The following is a 25,571-nucleotide window of genomic DNA, read 5'->3' as shown; positions in this document are numbered from 1 at the left end:
CGTTCCGGAATCAGTCCCGATCGCGGCGGCGACGCCGCGACCGGGTGGCGCCTCGTCAGTCGTTCTCGTAGCCGTAGACTTCCGGCAGGATGAAGATCGCGGCGAGCAATCCGATCAGCGGGAAGATCGCGACCATCAGCGTGGCGTTCGCCTGCCCGATCGCGGCGAACACCGTCGGGAACAGGAAGATCGCCAGGAACGACGGCAGCTTCACGAACATGTAGGCGAAGCCGCTGGCGGTGCCGCGATATTTCGGCTTGGCGACCATGGTCGGGATCGTCATGCAGTTCGACGCGTCCCAATAATGGCCCCACAGCATCGCGGCGGCCGCGAACGGCAGCAGGATCTTGTTGTCGGTGTAGAGCGCGAAGGCCGCGACCAGCAGCGAGGCCAGCACGATCGAGAAGCCGGCGATCGCGATGCCGCGGTGGCCGATCTTCGGCGTCAGCAGCGGCCCGACCCAGCCGGACAGTGCGGCGAAGGAGAACAGCGCCATCGTCACCAGGTTGATGCCGAGCACGCTCGACACGCCGACCATCACGAACAGCACCGGCAAATAGAACGCGAAGGTCGAGAACTCGCTCGCCTGGGTGAAACAGGCGATCCAGCCGTAGACCGTGGCGCGCCAGCGGATCGGATCCTTCTTGAGGTCGGCGAGGAACGCACGCGTGCTGGTCTTCGGAACAACCACATCCTGATCCGGTAGCATGTCGAGATTGTCGTTGAACATCTCGCGCGCGACCCGCTTGGCCTCGCGATAGCGCCCCTTCTGCACCAGCCACACCGCCGTCTCCGGCACGTCGTGGCGCATCAGGAGGATGATCAGCGCCGGCACCGCGCCGAGGCCGAGCGTCACGCGCCACAGCATCTCGTGCTGCATGTCGATCAAGAGGAAGATCACGATGACGCCGATGGTGAGGACCTCGCCGACGGCGAACATGAACTGCCAGCGGTTGCCCATGACCTCGCGCTCGCCCTTGGCCATGGATTCCATGATGTAGGTGTAGCCGGTCGAGATGTCCGAGCCGAGCGGGATGCCAAGCAGGAAGCGGATCACGATGAGCCAGGTGACGTCAGGCACGAAGGCCTGCGCCAGCGCCAGCACGATGAACATCACCATCGTCACCAGGAACATGACGCGGCGGCCGATCTTGTCGGACAGCCAGCCGCCCAGCAGCGCGCCGATCAGGGCCCCGCCCTGCGTGCCCGCCGCGGCGAGGCCCAGCATCAGCGCCGTGGGATTGTACTGCTCCTTGATGAAGATCAGCACGAAGGCGATCGAATAGAGGTCCCAGGCTTCGACCAGGATCGAGGCCATCATCAGCCAGCCGACCTTGTTGCCCTTGGGGCTGTAGTTCGTGATGAGGTAGCGGACCGCGGCTTCGTTCGCGGTCGGTTGTGGCATCGCCATCGTTGTCATGCTTGGTCCTCTTTTCAAAACTCGCTACGTGCCGAGCAGCGGCTCGATGCTGCAATCGAGCAGGCGCGGGTCGATCCCCGCTTCCATGCCCGTGAATATCTCGCCCATGTAGTCGATCAGCCCATCGCTCGCCTTCACAGCGTCGTCGACGCGCCGGCTGGCCACCGCGGCGAGAATGGCGAGATGACGATCGATCGTGCCCGACAGATCGGCCTGCCCCGGCATGAAGCGGTGGTGGATGTAGCCGATGCGCCGGTACAGCGTGTGCAGCGGCCGCAGCGTGTGCACCAGGAACGGCTCGCCGGCGGCTTCCAGCACCAGCGCGTCGATGCGGCGGTCGATGTGGTTGAATTCGTCGAGGGTGAGGCTGGCGCGGCGCTCGCGCAGGAGACGTTCGATGTGCAGCGCCTGATTGCGATGCGAGAGGCTGGCGCGATCGGCCGCAAGGCGGATCACGAAACGCTCCATGTCGCGGCGCAAGGCCAGCAGCATGCGTTCGCGCGCAAGATCGATCGGCGCAATGTGCAGTCCGTGGCGCGGACGGATGATGATGAGCGTATCGGCGGAGAGACGATTGACGGCGTGGTGCACCGGCGTGCGCCCGAAGCCGGTGATCTGCTGCAATTCCAGCATGGTCATGAACTGACCGGGCTTGAGCTCGCAATGAACGAGCAGCTCCTCGATCCTCTGATAGGCCAGCTCGAAGAAGTTGAGACGGTTGCGCCGGGAGGGCCTGCTCTCGCCGTCCTCGTCGCTTCTCACCACTTCGAGCGCGCGCTTGCGCCGTGCCATGTTGTCCTCCCCTGCCACCCTGCTCGCGCGATCGAGCGGCGGCATATTTGTGACATCCTTAAAACATGTTGTGATATATTACAAGCGGGCGTATGACTGCCCGCCGAGATCGCCGGTTTTGACCGGCATAGACACGAACAACAAGACGGGCGCGAGGCGCCTTATCATGGGAGGACTGTTGCAGTGAAGATCACGTCGATCGAGACCCTGCGCACCGAGGAATTCTCCAACGTCATCTGGGTACGAATCCACACCGACACCGGCGTGATCGGGCTCGGCGAGACCTTCTACGGCGCGGGCGCGGTCGAGGCGCAGATTCACGATACCTTTGCGGGCCGCCTGCTCGGCCGCAATCCCCTGCACATCGAAGCGATCCACCGCGACATGCTGAACCTGCCGATGGCGCAGTCCTCCACCGGCGTCGAGTATCGCGCGGCCTCCGCGATCGACATCGCGCTGTGGGACCTGTTCGGCAAGGTCTGCAATCAGCCGGTGCACCAGATGCTCGGCGGCCTCTGCCGCGACAAGCAGCGCATCTACAACACCTGCGCCGGCACGCAATATGTCCGCTCGACCAACATCAGCCCGGTCTCGAATTGGAATCTCGGCGCCGCCAAGGGCCCCTATGAAGATCTCGACGGCTTCATGAACCGCGCCGATGCGCTGGCCGAAAGCCTGCTGGAGAGCGGCATCTCCGCGATGAAGATCTGGCCGTTCGATCCGGCGGCGCAGGAAAACAAGGGCCTCTACATCACGGCAGCCCAGATGAAGCAGGCGATCGAGCCGTTCGAGAAGATCCGCAAAGCGGTCGGCGACAAGATGGAGATCATGGTCGAGCTCCACTCGCTGTGGAACCTGCCGACCGCCAAGCAGATCGCGCGCGCGCTCGAGCCGTACAAGCCGACCTGGTACGAAGACCCGATCCGCATGAACTCGCCGCAGGCGCTGGCCGAATACGCCCGCTCGACCGACGTCTGGGTCTGCGCCAGCGAGACGCTGGGCTCGCGCTTTCCCTACAAGGACATGCTCGACCGCGACGCCATGCATGTGGTCATGGCGGATCTGTGCTGGACCGGCGGTCTCACCGAGGGCCGCAAGATCGCGGCGATGGCCGAGACCTATCACCGGCCCTTCGCGCCGCACGATTGCATCGGCCCGATCGGCTTCATCGCCGCCATCCACATGTCGTTCAGCCAGCCCAACACGCTGATCCAGGAATCGGTGCGCGCCTTCTACAAAGGCTGGTACAATGAGCTCGTCACCACGATGCCCGTGATCAAGGACGGTTTTGTCTATCCGATGGAAGGCCCCGGTCTCGGCGTGGACCTCCTGCCCGCCGTATTCGACCGCTCCGATCTCACCGTGCGTCGCTCCAACGCCTAAGGACTTTCTGACATGAGCACCTCTCTTTTCGATCTTTCCGGCCGCACCGCGCTCGTGACCGGCTCCTCCCGCGGCCTCGGCCGCGCCATCGCCGAGGGCATGGCCAAGGCCGGCGCGAAGATCATCGTCAACGGCGTCGATCCCAAGCGAGTCGAGCAGGCCGTCGCCGAGTTTCGCGCCGCCGGGCATCAGGCCGAAGGCGCAGCCTTCAACGTCACCGACGAGCCCGCCATCGTCGCGGCGTTCAACGACTTCGACAAGAAGAACATCGCGGTCGACATCGTCGTCAACAATGCCGGCATCCAGCACCGCAAGCCGCTGGTGGAGTTCACCACCGACGAATGGCGCAAGGTGATCGAGACCAACCTGACCAGCGCCTTCGTGATCGGCCGCGAGGCGGCCAAGCGCATGATCCCGCGCAAGCACGGCAAGATCATCAATATCGGCTCGCTCGGCAGCGAGCTCGCGCGCCCGACCATCGCGCCCTACACCGCGGCCAAGGGCGGCATCAAGAATCTCACCCGCTCGATGGCGGTGGAATGGGCCCAGCACGGCATCACGGCCAATGCGATCGGTCCCGGCTACATGCTGACCGACATGAACGAGGCGCTGGTCAACAACACCGATTTCAACAACTGGCTGATGGGCCGCATCCCCTCCAAGCGCTGGGGCAAGCCGGACGAGCTGGTCGGTGCCGCGATCTTCCTGGCGTCGGACGCCTCGACCTACGTCAACGGCCAGATCATCTATGTCGATGGCGGCATGATCGCCGCGATGTGATCCGCGAACCAGGAGCAAGCCATGCGCGCCGTCGTCATCCACGCCCCGAAAGATCTGCGGATCGACAACTATCCCGATCCGGCGCCCGGCCCGGGCGAAGTCCGCGTCAAGATCGCCAATGGCGGCATCTGCGGCTCCGACCTGCACTATTACCATCACGGCGGCTTCGGCGTCGTCCGCATCCAGCAACCGATGGCGCTAGGGCACGAGATCGCCGGCGTGGTCGCGGCCGTCGGTGACGGCGTCACCAGCGTGAAAACAGGCACGCGCGTTGCCGTCAATCCGAGCAGACCGTGCGGCCAATGCCTGCATTGCCAGGAAGGCATGCGCAACCAATGCCTCGACATGCGCTTCCTCGGCAGCGCGATGCGCTTTCCTCACGTGCAAGGCGGCTTTCGCGAGTTCATCACGGTCGATGCCACGCAAGCGGTGCCGATCGCCGACAAGCTCTCGTTGGCGGAAGCTGCGGTCGCCGAACCGCTCGCGGTGTGCCTGCATGCCGGCAAGCAGGCCGGCCCCCTGCTCGGCAAGCGCGTGCTGATCACGGGCTGCGGCCCGATCGGCGCGCTGATGATTTTGGTCTCGCGCTTCGGCGGCGCGTCCGAGATCGTGGTGACCGATGTGGCCGAGGCGCCGCTCGCGGTCGCGAGAAAACTCGGCGCGACGCATGCCATCAATGTCGCGGCCGATGCCACGGCGCTCGATCCCTGGCGCGCCGGCAAGGGCGTGTTCGACACGCTGTTCGAAGCCTCCGGCAATCAGGCGGCGCTGCGCACTGCGCTCGACGTGCTCCGCCCGGGTGCGACGCTGGTGCAGCTCGGTCTCGGCGGCGAGATGACGCTGCCGATCAATTCCATCGTCGCCAAGGAATTGCAGCTCCGCGGCACCTTCCGCTTCGATCCCGAGTTCGAGCTGGCGGTGCGGCTGATGGGCGAAGGCCTGATCGACGTGAAGCCGCTGATCACGGCCACCATGCCGTTCGAGAACGCGGTCGCCGCCTTCGAGCTTGCCAGCGACCGCTCACAGTCGATGAAGGTGCAGCTTACTTTCTAATTGCGCCCTCGGCCTGCTGGCTCTCGATCAGCCGGTCGCTGACCAGCCGCACGGCGCCCCGTTTCCACGAATAGTCCGCGCCGAGGCGCAGGCCGCTGTCGCCGCGCGCCAGCACCGCGCCGGTGCGGGCATCACGCAGCTGGAAGCCGAGCGTGTATTCGGTGCGGCTGACCCGCCGCACCACGCCGATCAGCGATTGATCCGCGCCGAGCTCTTTCGCAATCGCCGCCTCGCAGCCGCCGCAGTCGCGTAACGCGCGCGCCTTCACCGCCTCGCCGCTCGCGCTGCCGATTTCGACGATGCGGTAGCGGCCGGACTGGCCGAGCACGTCACGCACGCCGCCGGTGGTCTCGGCGAGGTACGATGCGTCTGAACCGGCCAAGGTGCTCCCAGATGCGGCCGTCATGTCCTCGAGCTCGAAATCGAACACGGCGAGCGCGACCGGCGCGGGCGTGCCGAGCGCCGCGATGACCTCGCGGGCGAGGAACGCCTCGGCACGGTCCCAGGCTTCGTCGTTGTCGCCGCGGAACGTGTAGAGCTTCTCGAACAGGACCTTCTTGGCCGCGGTATCGATCACGGCGACCCGCGCCCATTGCACCAGCGTGCTCGTCTTCTGGACGCCGCCGACGACCTTGAATTTTGCATCGGCTTGCCCGGCGGGCGTGAGCTGATAGCGCTTGTCCGCCCCGACATCCCGTCGCAGCGCGACCATGAACGCGCCCAGCCGCTTCTCGTGGACGGCGGTCTGGTCGACCGGCTCGCCGGACGTATCCAGATACTGGAAATCCTCGATCGACACGCCGGCCGGTGCCGCGGCGGCCGCCTCGGTGCCCGCGCCGGCAGGCCGGACACCCACGAGGACAGCAAGGAGAAAAGCAGGGAGGATCAACCGGGAGAGGTACATGAGCGGAGCCTCGCAGATGGAGCGATCGGCAAATCTCGGCAGCAGCCCTACACCCTGCAACGGGGCCCGTCCCGGCGAGCGCCGGGAAAATTTCACGTCGTTGCACTGCGGTAACGCGTAGCGCTTTGCGCGGCTGGCGTTCTGCCGTTTAATGCGGCGGCGACAAACCTGTTCGCGCTAGGTGCTGCCCGATGTGGAACCGCCCGAGATTCGATCTCAAGGTCCGTCTGACGTTGCGCGTGGCCGCCATAACGGCCGCCTGCTTCGCCGCAATCTCCGCCTATTTCCTGATCGCGGCCGAACGCGCGGTGCACACGCGCATCGACGGCATCGCCGCGATCGTGGCGAAGTCGCTGGAGCTGCAGCAGGGCAAGATCCAGTGGGTGGCCGGCCCGCGCGACTTTCCGAACCTCGATCCCGTCGCCGCCTATGTGATGACGCCCGGCCTGTGTCTGGCATTCCGTGGACCGAGCGGCGAGATGCTGCAGCGGTTCTGCAGCGGTGCGCCTGCCCCGGAGAGCCCGTCGCCGCAGGTCTTCGCGGCCTTCTATCGCAGCCTGTTCGACCCCGGCCGCGAAGCGGCACGGCCCGTGATCGTGCGCGGCGCCAAGCTCGGCGAGACCGTGGTCTCGGTCGATCCGGCCGTGCAGACGGCGGAGGCCTGGCACGAGGCCGGCCGCCTGATGATTGCGCTTGCGATCGCGCTGCCGCTGCTGTGCTTGCTGGTCTACGCCGCGCTGGCGCGCGCGCTGCGCCCGACCCGCCTGATCCGCAACGGCCTCGAGCGGATCGCCGCCAACGACCTCTCGGCGCGGCTGCCGCCGTTCGATCTGGCCGAACTCTCCGCGATCCGCGACGGCTTCAACCATCTCGCCGAAAGCCTCGATAATGCGCTCGCCGAGCGCAGCGAGCTGACGCGCAAGCTGATCGCGCTCCAGGACGACGAGCGCCGCCATCTGGCGCGTGAGCTGCACGACGAGTTCGGCCAGTCGCTGGCCGCCATCCGCGCGCTGGCCTCCTCCGCCCGCCAGAGCGCCGCGCAGGACTGCCCCGCTTTGCTCGGCGAATGCGACGGTATCGCGCGGACCGCGACCAGCATGATGGAGACGCTGCGCGGCGCGCTGTTCCGGCTGCGCCCGCCCGACGTCGAGGAGCTCGGGCTGGTGGCGAGCCTGGAAGGCCTCGTCGCGGGCTGGAACGGACGCAGCCGCGGCGAGACGCGCTTTTCGATCCATTTCGACGGCGCGGTCGAGACCCTGCCCGCCGCGATCAGCGCCAACCTCTACCGCATCGTGCAGGAGGCGCTGACCAACGCCGCCAAGCACGCCGGGGCCACCAAGGTGGACCTGCATTTGACGATGGCGGCAGACGAGATCGCGCTTGCCATCGACGACGATGGCCGGCCGAACGATGCCTCCAGCAAATCCGGCATGGGCCTGCTCGGCATGCGCGAGCGCGTTGCGGCCTTGCGCGGCCGGATGAGCTTCGAAGTCGGCGCCAACGGCGGCTCGGCGCTGCGCGTCGTCATTCCGCTCACCGCCGCCGAGCGGCAGGCGCTGGAGCATGCGGCATGAGCGCGGCCGATGCCTCCATCCTGCTGGTCGACGACCATTCCGTGGTCCGCGAGGGCTATCGCTCCGTACTCCAGAAGCAGCCGGGCCTGCGCGTCATCGCCGAAGCCGCTGACGGCGCAGAGGCCTACCGGCTGTACAAATCCGAGGCGCCCGACCTCGTCATCATGGATCTGAGCATGCCCGGCATCGGCGGCATCGAGGCCGTCAGGCGGATCAGGCAATGGGACAAGGGCGCCAGGATCCTCATCTTCACCATGCATCAGAATGCGGGCTTCGCCGTGCAGGCGATCCGCGCCGGCGCCAGGGGTTACGTCACCAAGACCAGCCCGCCGGAAACGCTGGTACGGGCCGTGATGGACGTGCTCGCCGGCAAGATCGCCATCAGCCCCGACATCGACCACGAGCTGGCGCTGAGCCGGCTCGGCGGCGAAAGCTCGGCCGCCGACGTCCTCACCGCGCGCGAGTTCGAGGTGATGCGGCTGCTGCTCGCGGAGCGGACGACGGAGGAGATTGCAGAAACGCTGCATGTCAGCCCGAAGACGGTGGCGAACCTGCATTCCCTGATCAAGGACAAGCTCGGCGTCGGCTCCGACATCGAGCTGGTCCGCCTCGCCTTGCGCCAGGGACTGTTGACCGAGCCGGATCTCGGCGAAGCGTGATAGACCCCGAGAAGCGGTCGATTATTCGCGCGCGACCACCTGGTCCAGCCACGCGCAGTTGAGCGGCGGCACGCGGGGATCAGCGACGCGAACGCCGCGCGCTGCCGCATCGAGCCGCATGTCGCGCAGGCGCTTGCGCTGCTCCTCCGGCATATGCAGCCGCTCGTGGCCCCACAGCGACGGGCCGTCGAAGGTCTCGTGCGGTTGCCAGGTCTCGGGATCGATGACGCGCGCACCCCAGCCATATTCGATGAAGAACCCGGACGGCGTATTCACGTAGAACGAGGTCATGTGGTCGTTGGTGTGCCGGCCCAGCGTATAGGCGATACGGCCCTCGTCCAGCTGCGCGAGGTCGTAGCCCTGACCGACATCGTCGAGGCTGCCGAGCTCGACCATGAAATGATGCATCGCCTTGCGCCCCGAGCCGACCATCGCAAAGCTGTGGTGGCGGCCGTTGACGTGGAAGAAATACAGCCCATAGGGCTTCAGCCCGAAATCCGAGACGTGGAAGCCGAGCAGGTCGCGGTAGAACGGCAAAAGCGGCTCGACATCCTCCACGTTGAGCACGACATGCCCCATGCCGAGCGCGCCGGTACGGAAGCCCGAGATCGGTCGGCTCGGCTTGAACGGCTCGCTCGCAAGCTCCGGCTTGCAGAAGGCCTCGAGCCAGTTGCCGGCGGGATCGACGAACGCGATCAGTTCGGCGACATGCCGCTCGTCGGCCAGCGCGCGCGAGCCGCGCGTCACCTTGACGCCGTGGGTTTCGAGCCGTCCCGCCAATTGATCCAGCTCTGCCATGGATGGAACTTCCCAGCCCATCACTGCAAGGCCGGCGTCGCTACTGCCGTCGACGATCAGCCGCTGCTTGCGATCGTCCATGCGGAACGCGCGCATCTTGCCGCCGCGATCGACCTGCTGCATGCCGAGCAGCCCCGTCGCCATCCGGCCCCACTGATCGAGCTGCGATGAGTTGATCCCGATATAACCGAGCGCGGTGATTTCCATCGAATTCCTCCCGAAGGCATCGCGTGTGCCGCAATGCGGCGAACTTGATACCGGCTGCGCACGATTCTACGGTGGCGTTCCGCAATCGCTTCGCGTTCGCAACGATAATCGCGGGACCGTGCGCCACAAGGGAGGAAATGCGAAGTGTCCAAGGAGCGGACGGGGACGGGCGCACCACGGCAGTCGGAAGGCGTCCGCGCCTTTAAGCGCGGACTTGACGTGCTGCGAGAGGTCAATCGCTCGGGCGGCATCCGTGCCGGCGACGTTGCTCGCGCGCTCGACCTGCCCCGCCCGACCGTCTATCGCCTGCTCGAAACCCTGGAGGAACTTGGCTATATCGCGCGCAGCGCCAGCGACGACCGTTTTCGCGTCACCCGGCGCGCGCTGAGCCTCGGCGATGGCTACGACCCCGGCGTGGTGATCTGCCAGGCGGCAGCGCCTTATCTTGCCGAACTCAGCAAGACCCTGGTCTGGCCCGTCGATCTCTCGACTTATGAGAACGCCGCGATGGTGGTGCAGGAAACCACCCATTCGCGCAGCCCGCTCTCGATCGACCGCGGCATGATCGGCAAGCGTCTGCCGATGCTGCGAACCTCTGCCGGGCGCGCGTATCTCGCCGCCTGCCCGGCGCGCGAGCGCGACCTCATCGTCAATCATCTGCGCCGGATCGACGAGGCCGACGACCGCCCCTTTCTCGACGAAGCCCGCCTCGACCGCATGATTGCCGAGACTGCCCGGCGCGGTTACGCGATCCGCAGCGAGGGCGAGTATAATCCCAAGACGGCTTCGATCGCCGTACCCATCGTCCGCGGCGGCGTCGTGTTCGGTTGCATCTCCATCATCTGGATTCGCTCGGCACTGGGGATCGAGGAGGCAATTGCGCAATTTGCAGCGCAGCTTCAGGAGACGGCCGCGGCCATCCCGGTCGAGGTCTAGACTCCGTCCGTCCGCTGGGCGGACACTTGGCGCGGCGGCGTTGATGCTGCGGCGCGGCTTGGGGAAGAGATAGCCCCATGCAAGATAAATCCGCCCCCGAAGAATTTGATGTCGTGATCGTCGGCCGCGGGCCGGTTGGTGCGACACTTGCCAATCTGCTCGGCCTCCGCGGCGTGCGGACACTGGTGCTGGAGCGCGAGACGCAGACCTATCATCTGCCGCGCGCGGTGCATTTCGACGACGAATGCATGCGCGTCTTCCAGACCGTCGGTCTTGCCGACGCGATCCTGCCGCATGTCATCCTGAGCCCCGGCATGCTCTTCCTCGACGCCAACGGCAAGATGTTGCTGGATTGGTCGCGCCCGCAGACGCTGACGCCGATGGGCTGGCATCTCAGCTACCGCTTTCACCAACCTGATCTTGAGGACGTGCTGATCGGCGGCCTCGCCCGCTGGCCGCACGTCACCTTGCGCAGCCGCTGCGACGTGTTCGCGCTGGACCAGGTCGAAGACGGCGTGCGCGTCCGCTACGAGGACCTCTCGAACGGGAAGCTCAGCGAGGTCCGCGCCGGCTATGTGATCGGCTGCGACGGCGCCCGCTCGCTGGTCCGCCGCTTCATCGGCTCCAGCATGGACGATCTCGGCTTCCACGAGCGCTGGTTGGTGATCGACGTGCTGCTCAAGCGCGCGCGCGACGATCTCGGCGACTACAGTCTCCAGCATTGCGATCCAAGGCGGCCGGCGACCTATGTGCGCGGCACCGGCACGCGGCGCCGCTGGGAGATCACGATCCTCCCGGACGAGGATTCTCAGGAGATCGCGCAACCGGCAAAGGTCTGGGACCTGCTGTCGCGCTGGATCACGCCTGATGATGCCGAGCTCGAACGCGCCGCGGTCTACACGTTTCATTCGGTCATCGCACGGCAATGGCGGAGCGGCCGATTGTTTCTTGCGGGCGATTCCGCGCACCAGACCCCGCCCTTCCTCGGCCAGGGCATGTGCGCCGGCATCCGCGATGCCGCCAACCTCGCCTGGAAGCTCGCCGCAATCATCCAGGGCGGCGCCGCACCCGATCTGCTCGACACCTACCAGAGCGAGCGCCAGCCGCATGTGCGCGAGTTCATCGAGCTCGCCATCCGTCTCGGCGGCGTGATCAACACCAAGGCGATCGAGGCCGGCCTTGCTGCCGGCGAAGCGCGCGAGAACGCGCCGGTCAAGCTGGACGTGAAGAAGCCCCTGCTCGGCCCCGGGCTCACGTTCGGCGACCTGCCGCTCGCCGGCCATCTCGCACCGCAATTCATGCTGCGCGACGGAGGCCGCAGCGACGACCGGACCGGCTATCATCATGTGCTGCTCGTCGAGGCCGCGGCCGCACTGCCGTCGCGCCTGGCGCTGGCGCAGGCCGGGATCGAGATCCTCGCCGGCGACGACGCCGAAGGCGTCCGAGACTGGCTGCGCAAGCACGGCATCATCGCCGCACTGGTTCGTCCCGACCGTTACATCCGCGGCACCGCCCGCGACGAGCCCGAGCTCGAGCGACTCGTCGCCGCCGCCATTCCTGCAACCCAGATTCCCTTAACCCAAGCGCCGTCCGCGGCCTGATCGAACCCACTTTCAAGGACATCTCATGAAGCTGCTTTCTTTCATCGCCGACGGCCGCGCCTCTTTCGGTGCCGTCAAGGACAACGGCGTCGTCGATCTCGGCGCGCGCATGGCGCCCTGCGCCACGCTGCGGCAGTTGCTCGAAGCCGGTCGCCTTGGCGAGGCGGCAAAGATCGTCGCGTCCGCTGCGCCCGATCATCCGCTCGACAAAGTCACCTTCGCACCGGTGATCCCCGATCCCGGCAAGATCATCTGCGTCGGCCTGAACTACCGCGACCACGTCGCCGAGACCGGGCGCACCGTCACCGAGAAGCCGGCGCTGTTCGTGCGCTTTCCCTGCAGCCAGGTCGGCCATCTCCAGCCGATCGTGAAGCCCAAAGTGAGCGACGATTTCGATTATGAAGGCGAGCTCGCGCTGGTGATCGGCAAGCAAGGCCGGCACATCCCGGCTGGCCACGCGCTCGATCACATCGCCGGTTACTCCTGCTACAATGAAGGCAGCATCCGCGACTGGCAGCGCCACACCAGCCAGTTCCTTTCCGGAAAGACCTTTGCGGAGAGCGGCAGCTTCGGTCCGTGGCTGGTGACGACGGACGAGATTCCAGATCCGTCGAAGCTCACCTTGCGGACGCGCCTGAACGGCGCCGTCGTGCAGGACACTACCACCGACCTCCTGATCACGGGCATTCCCGAGCTGATCGCCTACATCTCCACGATCTGCCCGCTCGTTCCCGGCGACGTCATCGTCACCGGCACGCCCGGCGGCGTCGGCGCCAAGCGCACGCCGCCGCTGTGGATGCGTCCCGGCGATACCGTCGAGGTCGAGATCTCCGGCATCGGAACCTTGCGCAACACGGTCGTCGCCGAACCGGTCTGACCACGCCTTCGAGCAATCAAGAACGACAAGTCAGGAAACGCCATGGCCAACCTCCGTACGACGTCCGCCTCCACCTTGCTCATCACGCTGGCGCTCGCAGGCCCGCCTGCGCGCGCCGAGATCAAGGCCGATGCCATCCGCATCGGCGTGCTCACCGACATGAACGGCGTGTTCGCGACCGCGATGGGCCCGGGCTCGGTCGAGGCGGCACGGATGGCCGCGGAGGAGTTCGGCGGCAAGATCAACGGCAAGCCGATCGAGATCCTGCAGGCCGATCACCAGAACAAGCCGGATCTGGCGGCATCGCTCGCCCGCAAATGGTTCAGCGAAGGCGTCCAGGCGGTCGCCGACGGCGGCAGCTCCGGCGCGGCTCTCGCCGTGCAGGAGCTGGTGCGCGGCAACGGCAAGATCTTCCTCGTCTCCGGCGCCGGTGCCAACCAGCTCACCGATGAGGCCTGCGCGCCGACCAGCGTGCAGTGGACCCAGGACGCCTATTCCACGGCGACCGCCGTGGTCTCCGGCATCATGCAGACCAGCAAGGAGCCATGGTTCTTCATCACCGGCGACTATGCCTTCGGGCATTCGATCGAAGCGACCGCGCGCGCCCGTATCGGGGAGCTCGGCGGCAAGGTCGCCGGCAGCGTCAAGGCGCAGCTCGGCACGCCCGATTTCAGCTCATTCCTGCTGCAGGCACAGTCGTCGGGCGCCAAGATCCTCGCCATCAACGTCGCCGGCGACAACGCCACCGCCATCAAGCAGGCCGAGGAGTTCGGCCTCGCCGACCAGGGCATCAAGATCGTGCCGATGTCGTTCCAGAACGTCGACATCGAGTCGGTCGGGCTGAAGGCAACCCGCGGCGACCTCATCGTCACCTCGTTCTTCGAGGACGTCTCGCCGGCCGCGCGAAAATTCTCCGACGCCTTCTATGCGCGACGCAAGGCCATGCCCTCGCAGATCCAGGCAGGCGTCTATTCCGCCGTGCGTCACTATCTGCAGGCGATCAAGGACACCGATACCGACGACAGCGCCGCCGTGATGGCGAAGATGAAAGCGACGCCGGTGTCGGATGCCTATACGCCCCACGGCCGCATCCGCGAGGACCAGCGCATGGTGCACGATCTCTATCTGGTGCAGGTCAAGACACCCGCAGAGTCCAAAGGCCCGTGGGATTTCGTCAAGCTGGTCGCGACGATCCCGCCCGACCAGGCCTTCCGTCCGCTCGACCGCAGCAAGTGCAGCCTGGTGGGAAAGTAGTGCCGAGGCGTGGACTCGTGACTCCAGATCACACGCATTCGATGTCCGCCATGCTGAGAGGTATGACGTTTGCTTCTGACAATAGCGGACAATTCGGCGGGCGCCGCGGTAGGTCTGCGATGGGCCAAAAAGCGACTGTCGCATACCGTCTCTTGAACTGGAAGGAGAGGCCGCCTTGCAAACGGCATCTCCTTCGTGCGGGAAGGCGATAATGGATGAGAGATGTCGTCAAGACTTGATGAACGAGAGCAGGTCGGGGTTGAGGACATCCGCATGCGTGGTTAGCATGCCATGGGGGTAGCCGGGATAGGTCTTCAGCGATCCGTTCTTAAGCAAGTCGACCGCACGCGGCACGGAACTTGCGAACGGGACGACTTGATCAGCCTCGCCATGCATCACCAGCACCGGCACGGTGATCTTCTTGAGGTCTTCGGTATAATCTTCGAGCCAAGAGTCGACAGTCGCGTAGTGAGCGAGAGCACCGCCGGCCATGCCTTGGCGCCACCAGTTCGCAATGATTGCCTCCGAAGGCTTGGCCCCATCGAGGTTGTACCCGTAGAACGGATTCTCAGGGACGAAACGGTAAAATTCCGCCCGGTTGCCCAGCACGCCTGCCCGGATCGCTTCGAACCACGCCGGGAGTTGGCCGGACGCGTTGTTCTCGCTTCTGTACATGTTCGGCGTCAGTGAAGCGACCAGAACCGCCTTCGCGACGCGCTTCTGGTGGCGAGCGACATAGCGAGCCACCTCACCGCCACCTGTCGAGTGCCCAATGTGGATTGCGTCGCGCAGGTTGAGGTGTTCAGTCAGGGCCGCGAGGTCGTCAACCCAATGGTCCATGTCGTTGCCGGTGCTGGGCTGGTCGGACCGGCCGTGGCCGCGCCGGTCGTGGGCGATCACACGATACCCGTGATGAAGGAAGAACATCATCTGGGCATCCCAGTCGTCCGCTGTCAGCGGCCAGCCGTGGCTGAACACGATCGGCTGACCTGATCCCCAATCCTTGTAGAAGATGCTTACGCCGTCTGTAGTCGTGATCGTCGACATCGAGTCGCTCCATCTGCGCTGTTAGATCTTTGTTGAAAAGTTTGCGGACGGGGGTCTGAAAAAGCAGGCAGGCCCAAGCTGATCAGGCCACAGATCGCGCCCTTTGGCTTCCTGAAAGACACGATGTTCAGCGGCCTCGCCGGCAAGCCCTTGCCGTGCCAACACCCGATCGCCGACGCGTTATCGCCGGATCCGGCGCGGCGCTATTCGTCGCTCCTGCGCATTCGCGCGCGCTTCCCGCTAAATGAGGGTCGCCACTCTCGATCGCGCTGCAGAATTGTCGAGGCCGCACTGAATTGCGATCACGCCGTTCCTGTCGGCCTTGAGTGCTGGGATCACTTTGCTGAAGACGATACTATGCTTCGGCGAAGACATTGTTCGTTGTCCTTTTTTGGTTGAAGACTGCGTGACGGTAAATCTCCCTTTTGCCGATGACTAAGACCTTGTACGCTTGGAGCTATGCCTCAGAGATATACGAGGAACCATGGAACTCCGGCATCTGCGCTATTTCGTTGCCGTCGCTGAAGAAGGCAGCCTGCTGACTGCCGCCCAGCGCCGGCTGAACACCTCGCAGCCATCGCTGAGCCGGCAGATCCGCGATCTCGAATCCGAAGTCGGCGTTCAGTTGTTGGAGCGCCAGCCGCGCGGCGTAACGCTGACCGCAGCCGGACGAGTGTTTCTTGATCACGCGAGGCTGGCGCTGCTGCAGGTTCAGGCGGCTACGGAGGGAGCCCGGCAGACGGCGCAACCGCAAAAGCCCACCCTCTCCATGGGATTTCTCGTCGGGTTGGAGGTCATGTGGCTCCCCCAGCTTCTGCGTATCCTCCGCGAGGAAGCCCCCGATCTCCAGGTGACGCTCAGCACGCAATCGTCACCGGAACTTGCGCTCGCATTGATGCAGGGGAAGTTGGACATCGCTTTCCTCCGTCCTGAGAAAGACAATGAGGGCGTCGTCTTCAAACAGTTGGCGAAGGAGCCTTTGATCGCCGTGCTGCCGGCCGAACATCACCTGGCATCGCGCAAAAAGATTCGTCCCCAGGATCTCGCCCGCGAAATCTATGTCAGCTCGGCAAGAACGTCTCCGGTCTTGCAAGAGGTCATCCAGAACTACGCAGCTCGGGTCGGGATTACTCTGAACGCGAAGTACGAAGGCGAGAACATATCATCGGCCATGTCACTCGTGGCTTCCACGGGCGGAATCAGCCTCGTACCCCTCTATGCGCAGAACATGCTGGCACCAAACGTCGTCGCTAGAGCACTTGACGGCGGCACGCCAACAGTCGAGTTGGCCCTGGGATACAATCGGGAAAATCCGTCGCCCTTGCTGCGTCGGCTGCTATCCCGTGCGGATGAATTGGTCGCAAACGTGCAAAATCAGAGCATCATTCGCTATGTTGAAGCCCAATAGGTGGCGGCACGAAGCCTGATCCGGAAAAGTGCGCAACCCTACGCCAGATACTGCGCCAGATAGCCTTCCATCGCATACAGCGCGCAGAGCGCGAGGCTCGACCACACCGCGGCGCTGAAATACAGGAACATCCAGGTCAGCTCGCCCTTCCAATGCGCGATGTCGTGGGTCACCACCCAGCGCGTCGAGACGTCGTGCAGGCCTTCGAGGAAGCCCAGGAACGTGTTGCCCTCGGCGTGCCCGGCCCGCCAGCGGCTGAGATACATCGGCACGTCGACGGTGACGAGGAAGGCGAGGAAGCAGGCGATGCCGACGATGCCTGACATCAGCGCCCAGCGCACCACGCCCTGGAATTCCGGCATCAGGCGGCACAGCGCGATGCCGGCGAGGAAGAAGGTCACCGCCCACAGCGAGTTCTCGATCGCGTTGTAGAGGAAGTTGGTCGTCACCACCGCGTACCAGGAGAAGCACTCCGCGATGATGATGATCGGCACGATGACGAGCGCGATGTTCACCGCGGTCTCGGCGCCCGTCATCTTGCCGAGCTGATGCAGGATGATGGCCCATTGCGCGACGAAGCAGAGCTCGGCCACGGTCGCGACCGTGCGGCCGACGACGACGCTCGACAGCCAGGTGTCAAACAGGCAGATGCGCTGCACGTCGGCGCGCGGCAGGAACGAGCGGAACGCGCAGCCGAACACGTAGCCGGCGCACAGCAGGAACATCAGCCCGATGTCAGAGCCGCCGCTGAGGCTGCCCGCAGGCGTCGGGTAGAATTCGCGGTACAGCATGAACCACACCAGGATGTTGGCGCCGCTCACGAGCGTGAGGGATCCCCACCACCACGCGAGGGGATTTGACCGCGCCTGCCACTGCAACATGAACCGCTCCGCAAATTATCGATCTGACATGTCGTCGTAATAATCCTGTCACAACACGACATGCAATCACGACAAAAATCTGTGTGTGCGGCCCGGTCCGGCGCGTCCTTCAACGAAAACGTCGACGCGATATCGGTGTCCACATATCGGACAATTTCGCCGATGTTGTCGAATTTATTGGACAGAAGTAATTTGACCGTCTGATATTCGTGGATGGCCCCGAGAGATTCATCCAAACCGCGACATCCGCTCTCCTCCGCCGCCGCAGTGCTGGCGGACAGTGTCGATGACGCCGCCTTCGCAACGACACTGGCAAAGGGACTCGTCGTGCTCGAGGCGTTCAAGGCCGGGAGCACGCTCCTGGGTAACATGGAGCTGTCGGCGTTGACGGGCATCCCGCGGCCGACGGTGGCGCGGCTGACGCACACGCTGGCCGAGCTCGGCTACCTCCGCTACGACGCCGAGCGCGCCAAGTACCGCGTCGCTGCGCGGGCACTGCGGATCGCGCATCCTCTGCTTGCCGGGATGCAATTCCGCCAGATGGCGCGGCCCATGATGCAGGAGCTGGCGCTCAGCGTCCGCGGCACGGTCTCGATCGGCCTGCTCGACGCCACCTCGATGATCTATGTCGAGACCGCGCGCTCCGGCGATGTCGGACCGCACGCGCCCGACATCGGCATGCCGATTCCCGTGGTGATGACCGCCATGGGACGCGCCGCGGCGGCGACCTTGCCGCCAGCCGATGCAGACCGGCTCGAGCGGAACATCGGTGCTGAAGACCCCGAGCTGTGGTCGGCCTTTCGCGACAAATACCGGGCCGGGATCGCGCAATGCAAAAGCCGCGGCTTCTGCACCTGCTGGGGCGAGTACATGGCCTCCATCCATGCCGTCGCCGCGCCGCTGTTTCACGCCAGCGAATCGAAGCAGTCGTTCTCGATCAATTGCGGGATCCCCGCGTTCCGGCTCCAGCCGGGCCAGTTGGAGGGCGAGATCGGTCCGCGCATCGCGGCGCTCGCCGACAGCATCCGCGCCATCGTCGGGCAGGCAGAGTCCGCGCCGCCGCGCAAGACCAAGAAGATCACAAGCGCCGGAAAATGACATGGCTGGACCGCTCGAGGGACTGAAAGTTCTCGACATCGCAACGATCATTGCAGCGCCGTTCGCAGCAACGCTGCTGGCCGACTACGGCGCCGAGGTGCTCAAGATCGAGATGCCCGGAAACGGCGACGGCGTAAGGTCGTTTCCGCCGTTCAAGTACGGCAAGCCGCTGTGGTGGAAGGCGGCCAACCGCAACAAGAAGTTCGCCACGCTCGATCTGCGCACCGGGGAAGGACTTGCGCTGTTCAAGCAGCTGCTTCCGCGCTTCGACGTGCTGATCGAGAATTTCCGTCCCGGAACGCTCGATCGCTGGGGCTTGCCTAAGGAGGTGCTGTGGGCGATCCAGCCGCGCCTCGTGATCCTGCGCGCCACCGCCTTCGGGCAGGATGGGCCCTATCGCGAGCGACCCGGCTTTGCCCGCATCTTCGAGGCCATGGGCGGGCTTACCTACATCACAGGCGAGAGCGACGGCGAACCGACCCATCCGGGATACCCGATCGGGGATTCGATCGGCGGCCTGTTCGGCGCCGTCGGCGTGCTCGCGGCGCTGTGGAAACGGGCGCGCGACCCGAATGCGCCCGGCGAGGAGATCGATCTTTCGCTGACTGAGGCAACCTTCCGCCTGCTCGACGTCCTCGCCATCGAGCACGACCAGCTCGGCACCGTTCGCAGCCGGATCGGCAATTCCAACGGCTATTCGGCGCCGGCCGCCGTGTTTCGCACCAGCGACGATCATTGGGTGACGCTGGCAGGTTCGACCAACGCACTGTTTGCCGCGAACTGCCGGGCAATCGAGCGCCCCGACCTGATCACCGATCCGCGCTTCGCCAGCAACGACCGGCGCGTCAGGCACGCCGCCGAGCTCAACGACATCTTCGCCGGCTGGTGCGCAGCCCATCCCCTCGAGGAGGTCCTCGCGCGATTCAATGCAGCGCAAGGCACGCTCGCCCCGATCTATTCGATCGACCAGATCGCGAGCGATCCGCAAGTGAAGGCGCGCGAGGTGATCACCCGCGTTGCCGACAAGCATTTCGGCACCGTCGCCATGACCAATGTCGTTCCGCGTTTCACCAATGATCCCGCGCGATTGCGTCACGCCGCCGGCGACGTCGGCGAGGACAATGACGAGGTGTTTCGAAACTGGCTCGGCCTTTCGGACCAGGAGATCGAAAGGCTCACCGCGCGAAAGGTGATCTGAAATTGACAAGAAGACCAACAATAAAAAGGGAGGAAGAAAACAGTGACATCATTCAAGGTCACCCGCCGAACCCTGCTGGGCACGCTCGCAGGCGGGCTCGCCGCCGGCTCGGGCCTGACGGCCCAGGCCGAGGATGCATGGCCCTCGCGCATGGTGCGGCTGATCTCGCCCTACGGGCCCGGTGGCTCCAACGACATCTCGTTGCGACTGCTCGCCGAAGAGTTCGGCCGCAGTCTCCGTCAGCAGTTCATCGTCGAGAACAAGCCCGGTGCCGGCACCCGCATCGCCAACGACATGGTCGCCCATGCATCGGGCGACGGCTACACCATTCTCTATGTCGCGGCTCCCTACGCAACCGCCGAGGCGCTGTTCGGCAAGCTGACTTATGACCGCGGGGATCTGCAGCCGGTGGCGATGGTCGTGGTCGCGCCGCTCTTCCTCATCATCAGCGCCGACGCGCCGTTCAAGACGCTCCCCGAACTGATCGCCTACGGCAAGTCGAAACCGGACGGGCTGACCTTCGCGTCTCCCGGCGCCGGCTCGCAGCCGCACCTTGCCGGAGAGCTCCTGTTTCGCGACGCCGGTGTCAAGGGTCTCAACATTCCGTTCCGGGGCGATGCCGCGTCCTACACCGAGCTGCTTGCCGGCCGCGTCGATGCCACGCTGACGGCGCTGCCGACCGCCCTGCCCTACATCCAGAGCGGCAAGTTCACCGTGCTCGGCGTCGCCTCGCCCGAGCGCAGCGCGCTCTACCCGCAGGCGCCTACACTGCGCGAGCAGGGTTTTCCCAACGTCGCTGCCGCCGGCTGGTACGGCTTCATGGCGCCCGCCACGACGCCGCGCGCGATCGTCGACAGGTTTCAGGCCGAAGTCCTGCGCGCGCTCGCCGAGCCCGCGATCAAGGACAAGCTGACCGCCCAGGGCCTCGAAGTGCGTGCCGGCACCGCGGCCGAGTTCGGCCAGTTCATCGACGCCGAGACGCAGAAATGGACCAAGCTGATCCGCGACGCCGGTCTCAAGGGCGAATAGCAATCGGGAAGGACCGGACATGACGAGCACTCTTCTCAAACAGATCGCGGCCTCCGCACTGCTTCTCGTGCTGTCGAGCGCGGCAGCGCAGGCGCAGAAGACATACGATTCCGGCGCGTCCGACACGGCGATCAAGGTCGGTCAGACCGTGCCGCTCAGCGGCCCGGCCTCCGCCTATGCCGTGATCGGCAAGACCCAGGCCGCCTACATGAAGATGATCAACGACCAGGGCGGCGTGAACGGCCGCAAGGTCGAGCTGATCCAGTATGACGATGCCTATTCGCCGCCGAAGACCGTGGAGCAGACCCGCAGGCTGGTCGAAAGCGACGAGGTGCTGCTGACGTTCCAGATCATCGGCACCGCGCCGAACGTCGCCGTGCAGAAATATCTCAACGCCAGGAAGATCCCGCAGCTGTTTGCCGCGACTGGCGCGGCGCGCTTCACCGATCCCAAGAACTTTCCCTGGACTATGGGATTCAACCCCTCCTACCTCGTCGAAGGCCGCATCTACGCGCAATATCTGCTGAAGAACCATCCGAACGCGAAGATCGGCGTGCTCTACCAGAACGACGACCTCGGCAAGGATTATCTCGCCGGACTCAAGGCCGGCCTCGGCGACAAGGCGAAGATGATCGTGGCCGAGACATCCTATGAGATCACCGAGCCGACGATCGACTCGCAGATCCTGCGGCTGAAGGATGCCGGCGCCGACGTGCTGTTCAGCGCCACCACGCCGAAACAGGCGGCGCAGGCCATCAAGAAGGTCGCCGAGATCGGCTGGAAGCCGTTGCACATCATCGACATCAACGCCTCCTCGCTCAGCGCCGTGCTGAAGCCGGCAGGTCTGGACAATTCCAAGGGTGTCGTCAGCGTCGGTTACGTCAAGGATGCCGCCGATCCAGAATGGAAGGACGATCCCGGCATGAAGCGCTACCTCGCCTTCATGGCGAAATACTATCCCGACGGCGACAAGGATTCGAACCTGAACGTCTATGGGTACATCACCGCCCAGCTGCTGGTTCAGGTGCTGAAGCAATGCGGCGACGACCTCACTCGCGACAACGTGATGCGGCAGGCCGCCAGCCTCAAGAACGTCGAGCTCGACCTGACGCTGCCGGGGATCTCGGTCACGACCACCCCGACCGACTATCGCGTCAACAAGCAGTTCCAGATGGTGCAGTTCGACGGCCAGCGCTGGCAGAAGCTCGGCGACATCGTGACAGACGAAGCGAAAGAGTGAGGCGGCGACAGGCGCAATTCCGCTGCGGCGCTCATTGCCCTCCAGCGAGGCGGCTGCCGCTGCGGATGACATCGTCGCGTTGGCCGACATGGCGCTGATATTCGGAGATCGCGCGGTTGGCCATCCGGATCCGGTTCATCTGCCCCTCCTCGACCATCATGGTGATGCGCTGTGCCAGGAACACGCAGGCCTCGAACTCGTCGCCGATGGCGCCCGTCCGCGTGAGAAAGTTCCAGGCGATATCATAGGCCTGCTCGGCGGCGGGGTTGCGGTAGTCGCTGAAGATAATGTGCGCCATCACCGGCAAAGCCGCAGGCGCGCGATCGTTCCTGTGGCGAGCGCACTGCCGAGCTGAGGCCATAGAAAAACCACCGGCCGCTCTGGCGTGCCGGTGGTCCATATCGGCAGGGATTGCGTGGGGCTACGCCGCCTGGCGCTGATGCGACAGGAACTCCATGGTCACCTTATCGACATTGGAGTCGATCCAGGCGGCCATGCACCGAAGTTGACCTGCGATAGCACCGCCAACACCTTCGCCGACGCAGCTCCTCCACATCGACGCGCGTAGGAACGGTTGGCCGCGCGCGTGATTGGTCCGCCGTAACCTCAGGGAGAAGCAACATGCGTAAGACAATTCTGACGATCTTCACAGCAGCCGTGCTGGCTGGTGCTTCAGTCGGCGCAGCGGTCGCACAAGGTGCCGGCGGTGGTGCAGGTGGTGCCGGTGGTGGGGGAGGTGCAGGCGCCGGTGGCGCGGGTGCCGGAGCGGGAGCAGGTGCTGGCGGCAGCGGCGCTGCCGGAGGAAGCGGAAGCGCTGGCGACGGCTCCGGCGGCGGCAGTGGCGGAAGCACTCATACGCAACGCGGCGGGCAAGGCGCCTCCAGCGCTCCAGGCATGCGCAACGAGACCACTCCGCCGTCGAGCGGCACCACACCGCGCCGCTAGAGCATGATCCGGAAAAGTATGCGGCGGTTTTCCGGAAGGATCATGCTCAAACGATAAGCTAAAGCGCGATGAGGATTCATCCTGCTCTCATCGCGCTTTAGTTGCCTCGTCGATCGCGCTCCTGGGAAACCGATCCTTCGAGATGTACGAAAGCGCTCCCGGCGAATCCTTCGCCGGGAGCGCTTCTGTCTTCACCGCTTCATGCCCGCCACATAGGCCGCGAGCTTGTCCAGCGTCTGATAGCCATATTCGACGGCGCCGAAGCCAATCATGCCATCGCGCTGCGCGGTGCTCGAGGCCAGCTGGCGCATCATCAGCACGGTCTTGCCATTGCTCTGCTCGGCAAAGGTGACTGTGAAGCGGAACATGCCGGGATCCTCGTCCTGGTCGACGCCGTGATCCATCTCCATCAGCTGCGGCCGCTCGATGCGGCGGAAACGCATGCGGTTCGGATAGACCGTGCCGTCGGGGCCGATCATGTTGAAGCGCCAGACGCCGCCGACGCGTACGTCGATCTCGAAGGTCTCGATCTTGAATCCCTTCGGCCCGAACCATTGCGGCAGATGCTTCGGGTCGGACCACGCCTCGAACACCAGATCGCGCGGCGCGTCGATCACGCGTGACATCACGATCTCACGGTCGAGCGACCATTGCGATAGAGCGGGATTGGCAGAATTCGTCATCACTCGGAACCTTTCCGTTTGGTTGTTCGGGACGGCCGCCTGGCGGCCGCCCTCTCCTTCTCTTTCTTGAGCTTCATCACGTAGGCTTCGAACCGGTCGAGCCGCGCCTCCCAGATCGCGCGCTGTTGCTGGAACCAGTCCTCCGCACCGAGCAGCGCATCCGGGCTGAGGCGGCAGGTGCGCACGCGGCCGGATTTCTCCGACAGCACGAGCCCGCTCGTCTCCAGCACATGGATGTGTTTCATGAAGCTCGGCAGCGCCATGGCGAAGGGATCGGCGAGCTCGCCGACGGAGGCCTCGCCGGCACACAGCCGCATCACGATCGCCCGTCTGGTGGGATCGGCGAGCGCTGCGAAGACCTGATCGAGGCGGGGCGATTGGTTAGCCATGAAGCTAACTATAGAGCCGCCGGGTCGGATGTCAATAATTGTTAGCTCATAGGCTAAGTAATTTGATCGCTGGCCGCGAAGCGGAACCTGAAACGCGCAATTGTGAATTGGGCCGCCGGGCGCTTCCCGCTAAATGAGACCGGGGGCACCATTGCATCGTTCGTCAGGGCACGTGCCGTCTGTTGTCACATCATCATCGTTCACCCGGCGGGCGCTCGCCCGGGCCGCGCTTGTTCCCCTCGCGATCGCGTTTCGCCCACGCCGCGCCTCCGCGGATTCCGACATGATCGCGCAGATGCGCGACATCGTCGCGAGCGAGCTGGCGCCGACCGTGACGCCGGGCCGTGCGGGCGGCCTCGCCGCCGCCCTCTATGCCGGGCGCCATGTCGAATTCTTCAACTACGGTCTTGCCGATGACGCCGCCAAACGGAAGGTGACGCCGGACACGCTGTTCAACCTCGCGTCTCTAAGAAAACCGTTCGAAGCGACGCTGATCGCACTCGGCACGCTGCGCGGCGAGCTGCGGCTCGACGACCGCGTCCCTAAATATCTTCCCGAGCTCGACGGCGATTACATCCGCCGCGTCAGCGTCGGCGAGCTGGTCACGCACACCTCGGGGCTGTTGCTGCCGACCGACCATCCGCCCTGGCCGAACGATCAGTTCACGCGCGAGCAGTTCATCGCCATGCTGAACGCCTTCGCGCCGGCGCCCGGCGTCGCACCCGGCCGGCAGCGCATCTACACCCATGCCGGCTACGTGCTGCTTCAGCTCGTGCTCGAGCGCTGCTACGGCATGCCGATCGGCGCGTTGATCCAGCACCGCATTCTGCGCCCCCTCGCCATGGACGCCAGCTTCATCCCCGAGCGCGGCGCGGACAATCGCGCCGTCATGGACGGGGCCTGGATGCGGCGCGTGGTCCAGGGCTATTCCGACCAGGGCACGGCGGTCGGCCCAATCGGCGACCAGCAGAGCTATTTTGACTTTCCCGGCACCGGCCAGATGTTCTCCTCCGCCCGGGATCTTGCCACCTTCGCGGCGCCCTGCGTTGACGGCCGGGCGATCGATCCGAATCTGCGCGAGGCGCTGCGGATGACGCAGCGTGAGGTCTTCCGCGTCGACGACAAGTTCGGACAGGGCATGGCCTGGGAGACCGTGCGTCTGCCGGGCGTCACCGTCATCGACAAGCCCGGCGGCCTCAACAATGCGTCCGGCTATATCGGCCTCGTTCCGTCGCGGCGGATCGCCATCGTCCTGCTCGCCAACCGCGGCGAGTACCCGCACGAGATCGCGCGCTACAAGATCCTGCCCGCGCTGGCGCATCTGCTGGCATCGCACGCAGGCTGAGCTTCACAACAGAAAGCCTTTTCACAACAGAAAACCCCGGCCAGGCCGGGGCTTTCCACGTCAGGATCGG

The 25,571-nt window shown here is 65.1% G+C and carries 25 protein-coding genes; 15 read left to right on the top strand and 10 right to left on the bottom strand.

Annotated features, from left to right (window positions below):
• Positions 1-55 precede the first annotated feature (55 nt).
• Positions 56-1,420, bottom strand: coding sequence for an MFS transporter (locus XI04_RS36510; RefSeq protein ID WP_038972904.1), 1,365 nt, complete (start codon positions 1,418-1,420; stop codon positions 56-58).
• A gap of 24 nt (positions 1,421-1,444) precedes the next feature.
• Positions 1,445-2,212 (bottom strand): GntR family transcriptional regulator, encoded by a 768-nt coding sequence (locus XI04_RS36505; RefSeq protein WP_212475338.1) that lies wholly within the window; start codon positions 2,210-2,212, stop codon positions 1,445-1,447.
• 183 nt (positions 2,213-2,395) lie between these two features.
• On the opposite strand from XI04_RS36505, the gene XI04_RS36500 reads away from it, so the two are divergent.
• Genes XI04_RS36500 through XI04_RS36490 form a run of 3 tightly spaced genes read left to right on the top strand, consistent with a single transcriptional unit; the run spans position 2,396 to position 5,428 of the window.
• Positions 2,396-3,595, top strand: coding sequence for a mandelate racemase/muconate lactonizing enzyme family protein (locus tag XI04_RS36500; RefSeq protein WP_028140914.1), 1,200 nt, complete (start codon positions 2,396-2,398; stop codon positions 3,593-3,595).
• A gap of 12 nt (positions 3,596-3,607) precedes the next feature.
• A complete protein-coding gene (locus XI04_RS36495; RefSeq protein ID WP_028140915.1) occupies positions 3,608-4,375 on the top strand; it encodes a glucose 1-dehydrogenase in 768 nt (255 codons plus the stop codon).
• A 21-nt stretch (positions 4,376-4,396) separates the two neighbouring features.
• Positions 4,397-5,428, top strand: a complete 1,032-nt coding sequence (locus XI04_RS36490) for an L-idonate 5-dehydrogenase (RefSeq protein ID WP_038949991.1) — start codon at positions 4,397-4,399, stop codon at positions 5,426-5,428.
• Here the strand turns inward: XI04_RS36490 and XI04_RS36485 are convergent.
• Positions 5,418-6,332, bottom strand: a complete 915-nt coding sequence (locus XI04_RS36485) for a DUF3280 domain-containing protein (RefSeq protein ID WP_038972907.1) — start codon at positions 6,330-6,332, stop codon at positions 5,418-5,420. The genes XI04_RS36490 and XI04_RS36485 overlap by 11 nt on opposite strands.
• 191 nt (positions 6,333-6,523) lie before the next feature.
• Between XI04_RS36485 and XI04_RS36480 the strand changes: the two genes are divergently transcribed.
• On the top strand, positions 6,524-7,906 hold the full coding sequence (locus XI04_RS36480) for a sensor histidine kinase (RefSeq protein WP_212475339.1): 1,383 nt from the start codon (positions 6,524-6,526) through the stop codon (positions 7,904-7,906).
• A complete protein-coding gene (locus XI04_RS36475; protein WP_028140919.1) occupies positions 7,903-8,565 on the top strand; it encodes a response regulator in 663 nt (220 codons plus the stop codon). The genes XI04_RS36480 and XI04_RS36475 overlap by 4 nt, the downstream gene beginning before the upstream one ends.
• Positions 8,566-8,586: 21 nt before the next feature.
• Here the strand turns inward: XI04_RS36475 and XI04_RS36470 are convergent, their stop codons facing one another.
• Positions 8,587-9,570 carry a VOC family protein gene (locus XI04_RS36470; RefSeq protein WP_212475340.1) on the bottom strand — a complete coding sequence of 328 codons (984 nt, stop codon included), beginning with the start codon at positions 9,568-9,570 and terminating at the stop codon, positions 8,587-8,589.
• A 144-nt stretch (positions 9,571-9,714) separates the two neighbouring features.
• On the opposite strand from XI04_RS36470, the gene XI04_RS36465 reads away from it, so the two are divergent.
• The 4 genes from XI04_RS36465 to XI04_RS36450 all read left to right on the top strand — a co-directional run bounded on the left by XI04_RS36465 (position 9,715) and on the right by XI04_RS36450 (position 14,238).
• A complete protein-coding gene (locus tag XI04_RS36465; protein WP_028140921.1) occupies positions 9,715-10,506 on the top strand; it encodes a DNA-binding transcriptional regulator in 792 nt (263 codons plus the stop codon).
• A gap of 77 nt (positions 10,507-10,583) precedes the next feature.
• Entirely contained in the window at positions 10,584-12,107 is a 1,524-nt protein-coding gene (gene mhpA, locus XI04_RS36460; RefSeq protein ID WP_271608864.1) for a bifunctional 3-(3-hydroxy-phenyl)propionate/3-hydroxycinnamic acid hydroxylase MhpA, read from the top strand.
• 25 nt (positions 12,108-12,132) lie between these two features.
• Positions 12,133-12,984, top strand: a complete 852-nt coding sequence (locus tag XI04_RS36455; RefSeq protein WP_028140923.1) for a fumarylacetoacetate hydrolase family protein — start codon at positions 12,133-12,135, stop codon at positions 12,982-12,984.
• A 42-nt stretch (positions 12,985-13,026) separates the two neighbouring features.
• Positions 13,027-14,238: an ABC transporter substrate-binding protein gene (locus XI04_RS36450; protein ID WP_152102811.1), complete on the top strand. Its 1,212-nt coding sequence runs from the start codon at positions 13,027-13,029 to the stop codon at positions 14,236-14,238.
• A gap of 228 nt (positions 14,239-14,466) precedes the next feature.
• Here the strand turns inward: XI04_RS36450 and XI04_RS36445 are convergent, their stop codons facing one another.
• On the bottom strand, positions 14,467-15,285 hold the full coding sequence (locus tag XI04_RS36445; protein ID WP_028140925.1) for an alpha/beta fold hydrolase: 819 nt from the start codon (positions 15,283-15,285) through the stop codon (positions 14,467-14,469).
• Between the two features lie 484 nt (positions 15,286-15,769).
• Between XI04_RS36445 and XI04_RS36440 the strand changes: the two genes are divergently transcribed.
• The gene (locus tag XI04_RS36440; protein WP_028140926.1) at positions 15,770-16,693 is read left to right on the top strand and encodes a LysR substrate-binding domain-containing protein; all 924 of its coding nucleotides are present in this window, start codon (positions 15,770-15,772) and stop codon (positions 16,691-16,693) included.
• 38 nt (positions 16,694-16,731) lie between these two features.
• Here the strand turns inward: XI04_RS36440 and XI04_RS36435 are convergent, their stop codons facing one another.
• Positions 16,732-17,574, bottom strand: a complete 843-nt coding sequence (locus tag XI04_RS36435; protein ID WP_095426257.1) for a hypothetical protein — start codon at positions 17,572-17,574, stop codon at positions 16,732-16,734.
• Between the two features lie 213 nt (positions 17,575-17,787).
• On the opposite strand from XI04_RS36435, the gene XI04_RS36430 reads away from it, so the two are divergent.
• From XI04_RS36430 to XI04_RS36415, 4 genes are read left to right on the top strand one after another with little or no spacing between them, the layout of a single operon-like run.
• Positions 17,788-18,672, top strand: coding sequence for an IclR family transcriptional regulator (locus tag XI04_RS36430; RefSeq protein WP_095426256.1), 885 nt, complete (start codon positions 17,788-17,790; stop codon positions 18,670-18,672).
• Between the two features lies 1 nt (position 18,673).
• Positions 18,674-19,870, top strand: a complete 1,197-nt coding sequence (locus XI04_RS36425; protein WP_271608866.1) for a CaiB/BaiF CoA transferase family protein — start codon at positions 18,674-18,676, stop codon at positions 19,868-19,870.
• A gap of 42 nt (positions 19,871-19,912) precedes the next feature.
• The gene (locus XI04_RS36420) at positions 19,913-20,899 is read left to right on the top strand and encodes a Bug family tripartite tricarboxylate transporter substrate binding protein (RefSeq protein ID WP_271608867.1); all 987 of its coding nucleotides are present in this window, start codon (positions 19,913-19,915) and stop codon (positions 20,897-20,899) included.
• A 19-nt stretch (positions 20,900-20,918) separates the two neighbouring features.
• A complete protein-coding gene (locus XI04_RS36415) occupies positions 20,919-22,139 on the top strand; it encodes an ABC transporter substrate-binding protein (RefSeq protein WP_028140931.1) in 1,221 nt (406 codons plus the stop codon).
• A gap of 31 nt (positions 22,140-22,170) precedes the next feature.
• On the opposite strand, the gene XI04_RS36410 is transcribed toward XI04_RS36415, so the two are convergent.
• From XI04_RS36410 to XI04_RS36395, 4 genes are all read right to left on the bottom strand, one after another.
• Positions 22,171-22,437 (bottom strand): hypothetical protein, encoded by a 267-nt coding sequence (locus XI04_RS36410; RefSeq protein WP_028140932.1) that lies wholly within the window; start codon positions 22,435-22,437, stop codon positions 22,171-22,173.
• Between the two features lie 374 nt (positions 22,438-22,811).
• A complete protein-coding gene (locus XI04_RS36405; protein ID WP_271608868.1) occupies positions 22,812-22,994 on the bottom strand; it encodes a hypothetical protein in 183 nt (60 codons plus the stop codon).
• Positions 22,995-23,275: 281 nt separating this feature from the next.
• A complete protein-coding gene (locus XI04_RS36400) occupies positions 23,276-23,767 on the bottom strand; it encodes an SRPBCC family protein (RefSeq protein WP_028140934.1) in 492 nt (163 codons plus the stop codon).
• Positions 23,767-24,156 carry an ArsR/SmtB family transcription factor gene (locus XI04_RS36395; RefSeq protein ID WP_028140935.1) on the bottom strand — a complete coding sequence of 130 codons (390 nt, stop codon included), beginning with the start codon at positions 24,154-24,156 and terminating at the stop codon, positions 23,767-23,769. The genes XI04_RS36400 and XI04_RS36395 overlap by 1 nt, the downstream gene beginning before the upstream one ends.
• A gap of 283 nt (positions 24,157-24,439) precedes the next feature.
• On the opposite strand from XI04_RS36395, the gene XI04_RS36390 reads away from it, so the two are divergent.
• Entirely contained in the window at positions 24,440-25,501 is a 1,062-nt protein-coding gene (locus XI04_RS36390) for a serine hydrolase (protein ID WP_271611516.1), read from the top strand.
• Positions 25,502-25,571: the final 70 nt, after the last annotated feature.

The organism is Bradyrhizobium sp. CCBAU 11430 (assembly GCF_028128855.1).
Taxonomy (GTDB): Bacteria; Pseudomonadota; Alphaproteobacteria; order Rhizobiales; family Xanthobacteraceae; genus Bradyrhizobium; species Bradyrhizobium ottawaense.
Note: the sequence above shows the minus strand (reverse complement) of the source record. Positions and strands in the feature narration are given on the sequence as shown.

Coding starts and splice junctions, on each gene's coding strand:
- XI04_RS36510 (WP_038972904.1), bottom strand. CDS start 1,420: ATGACAACGATGGCGATGCCACAACCGACCGCGAACGAAGCCGCGGTC.
- XI04_RS36505 (WP_212475338.1), bottom strand. CDS start 2,212: ATGGCACGGCGCAAGCGCGCGCTCGAAGTGGTGAGAAGCGACGAGGAC.
- XI04_RS36495 (WP_028140915.1), top strand. CDS start 3,608: ATGAGCACCTCTCTTTTCGATCTTTCCGGCCGCACCGCGCTCGTGACC.
- XI04_RS36490 (WP_038949991.1), top strand. CDS start 4,397: ATGCGCGCCGTCGTCATCCACGCCCCGAAAGATCTGCGGATCGACAAC.
- XI04_RS36485 (WP_038972907.1), bottom strand. CDS start 6,332: ATGTACCTCTCCCGGTTGATCCTCCCTGCTTTTCTCCTTGCTGTCCTC.
- XI04_RS36480 (WP_212475339.1), top strand. CDS start 6,524: ATGTGGAACCGCCCGAGATTCGATCTCAAGGTCCGTCTGACGTTGCGC.
- XI04_RS36475 (WP_028140919.1), top strand. CDS start 7,903: ATGAGCGCGGCCGATGCCTCCATCCTGCTGGTCGACGACCATTCCGTG.
- XI04_RS36470 (WP_212475340.1), bottom strand. CDS start 9,570: ATGGAAATCACCGCGCTCGGTTATATCGGGATCAACTCATCGCAGCTC.
- mhpA (WP_271608864.1), top strand. CDS start 10,584: ATGCAAGATAAATCCGCCCCCGAAGAATTTGATGTCGTGATCGTCGGC.
- XI04_RS36455 (WP_028140923.1), top strand. CDS start 12,133: ATGAAGCTGCTTTCTTTCATCGCCGACGGCCGCGCCTCTTTCGGTGCC.
- XI04_RS36450 (WP_152102811.1), top strand. CDS start 13,027: ATGGCCAACCTCCGTACGACGTCCGCCTCCACCTTGCTCATCACGCTG.
- XI04_RS36445 (WP_028140925.1), bottom strand. CDS start 15,285: ATGTCGACGATCACGACTACAGACGGCGTAAGCATCTTCTACAAGGAT.
- XI04_RS36440 (WP_028140926.1), top strand. CDS start 15,770: ATGGAACTCCGGCATCTGCGCTATTTCGTTGCCGTCGCTGAAGAAGGC.
- XI04_RS36435 (WP_095426257.1), bottom strand. CDS start 17,574: ATGTTGCAGTGGCAGGCGCGGTCAAATCCCCTCGCGTGGTGGTGGGGA.
- XI04_RS36430 (WP_095426256.1), top strand. CDS start 17,788: ATGGCCCCGAGAGATTCATCCAAACCGCGACATCCGCTCTCCTCCGCC.
- XI04_RS36425 (WP_271608866.1), top strand. CDS start 18,674: ATGGCTGGACCGCTCGAGGGACTGAAAGTTCTCGACATCGCAACGATC.
- XI04_RS36415 (WP_028140931.1), top strand. CDS start 20,919: ATGACGAGCACTCTTCTCAAACAGATCGCGGCCTCCGCACTGCTTCTC.
- XI04_RS36410 (WP_028140932.1), bottom strand. CDS start 22,437: ATGGCGCACATTATCTTCAGCGACTACCGCAACCCCGCCGCCGAGCAG.
- XI04_RS36405 (WP_271608868.1), bottom strand. CDS start 22,994: ATGAGTGCTTCCGCCACTGCCGCCGCCGGAGCCGTCGCCAGCGCTTCC.
- XI04_RS36400 (WP_028140934.1), bottom strand. CDS start 23,767: ATGACGAATTCTGCCAATCCCGCTCTATCGCAATGGTCGCTCGACCGT.
- XI04_RS36395 (WP_028140935.1), bottom strand. CDS start 24,156: ATGGCTAACCAATCGCCCCGCCTCGATCAGGTCTTCGCAGCGCTCGCC.
- XI04_RS36390 (WP_271611516.1), top strand. CDS start 24,440: ATGATCGCGCAGATGCGCGACATCGTCGCGAGCGAGCTGGCGCCGACC.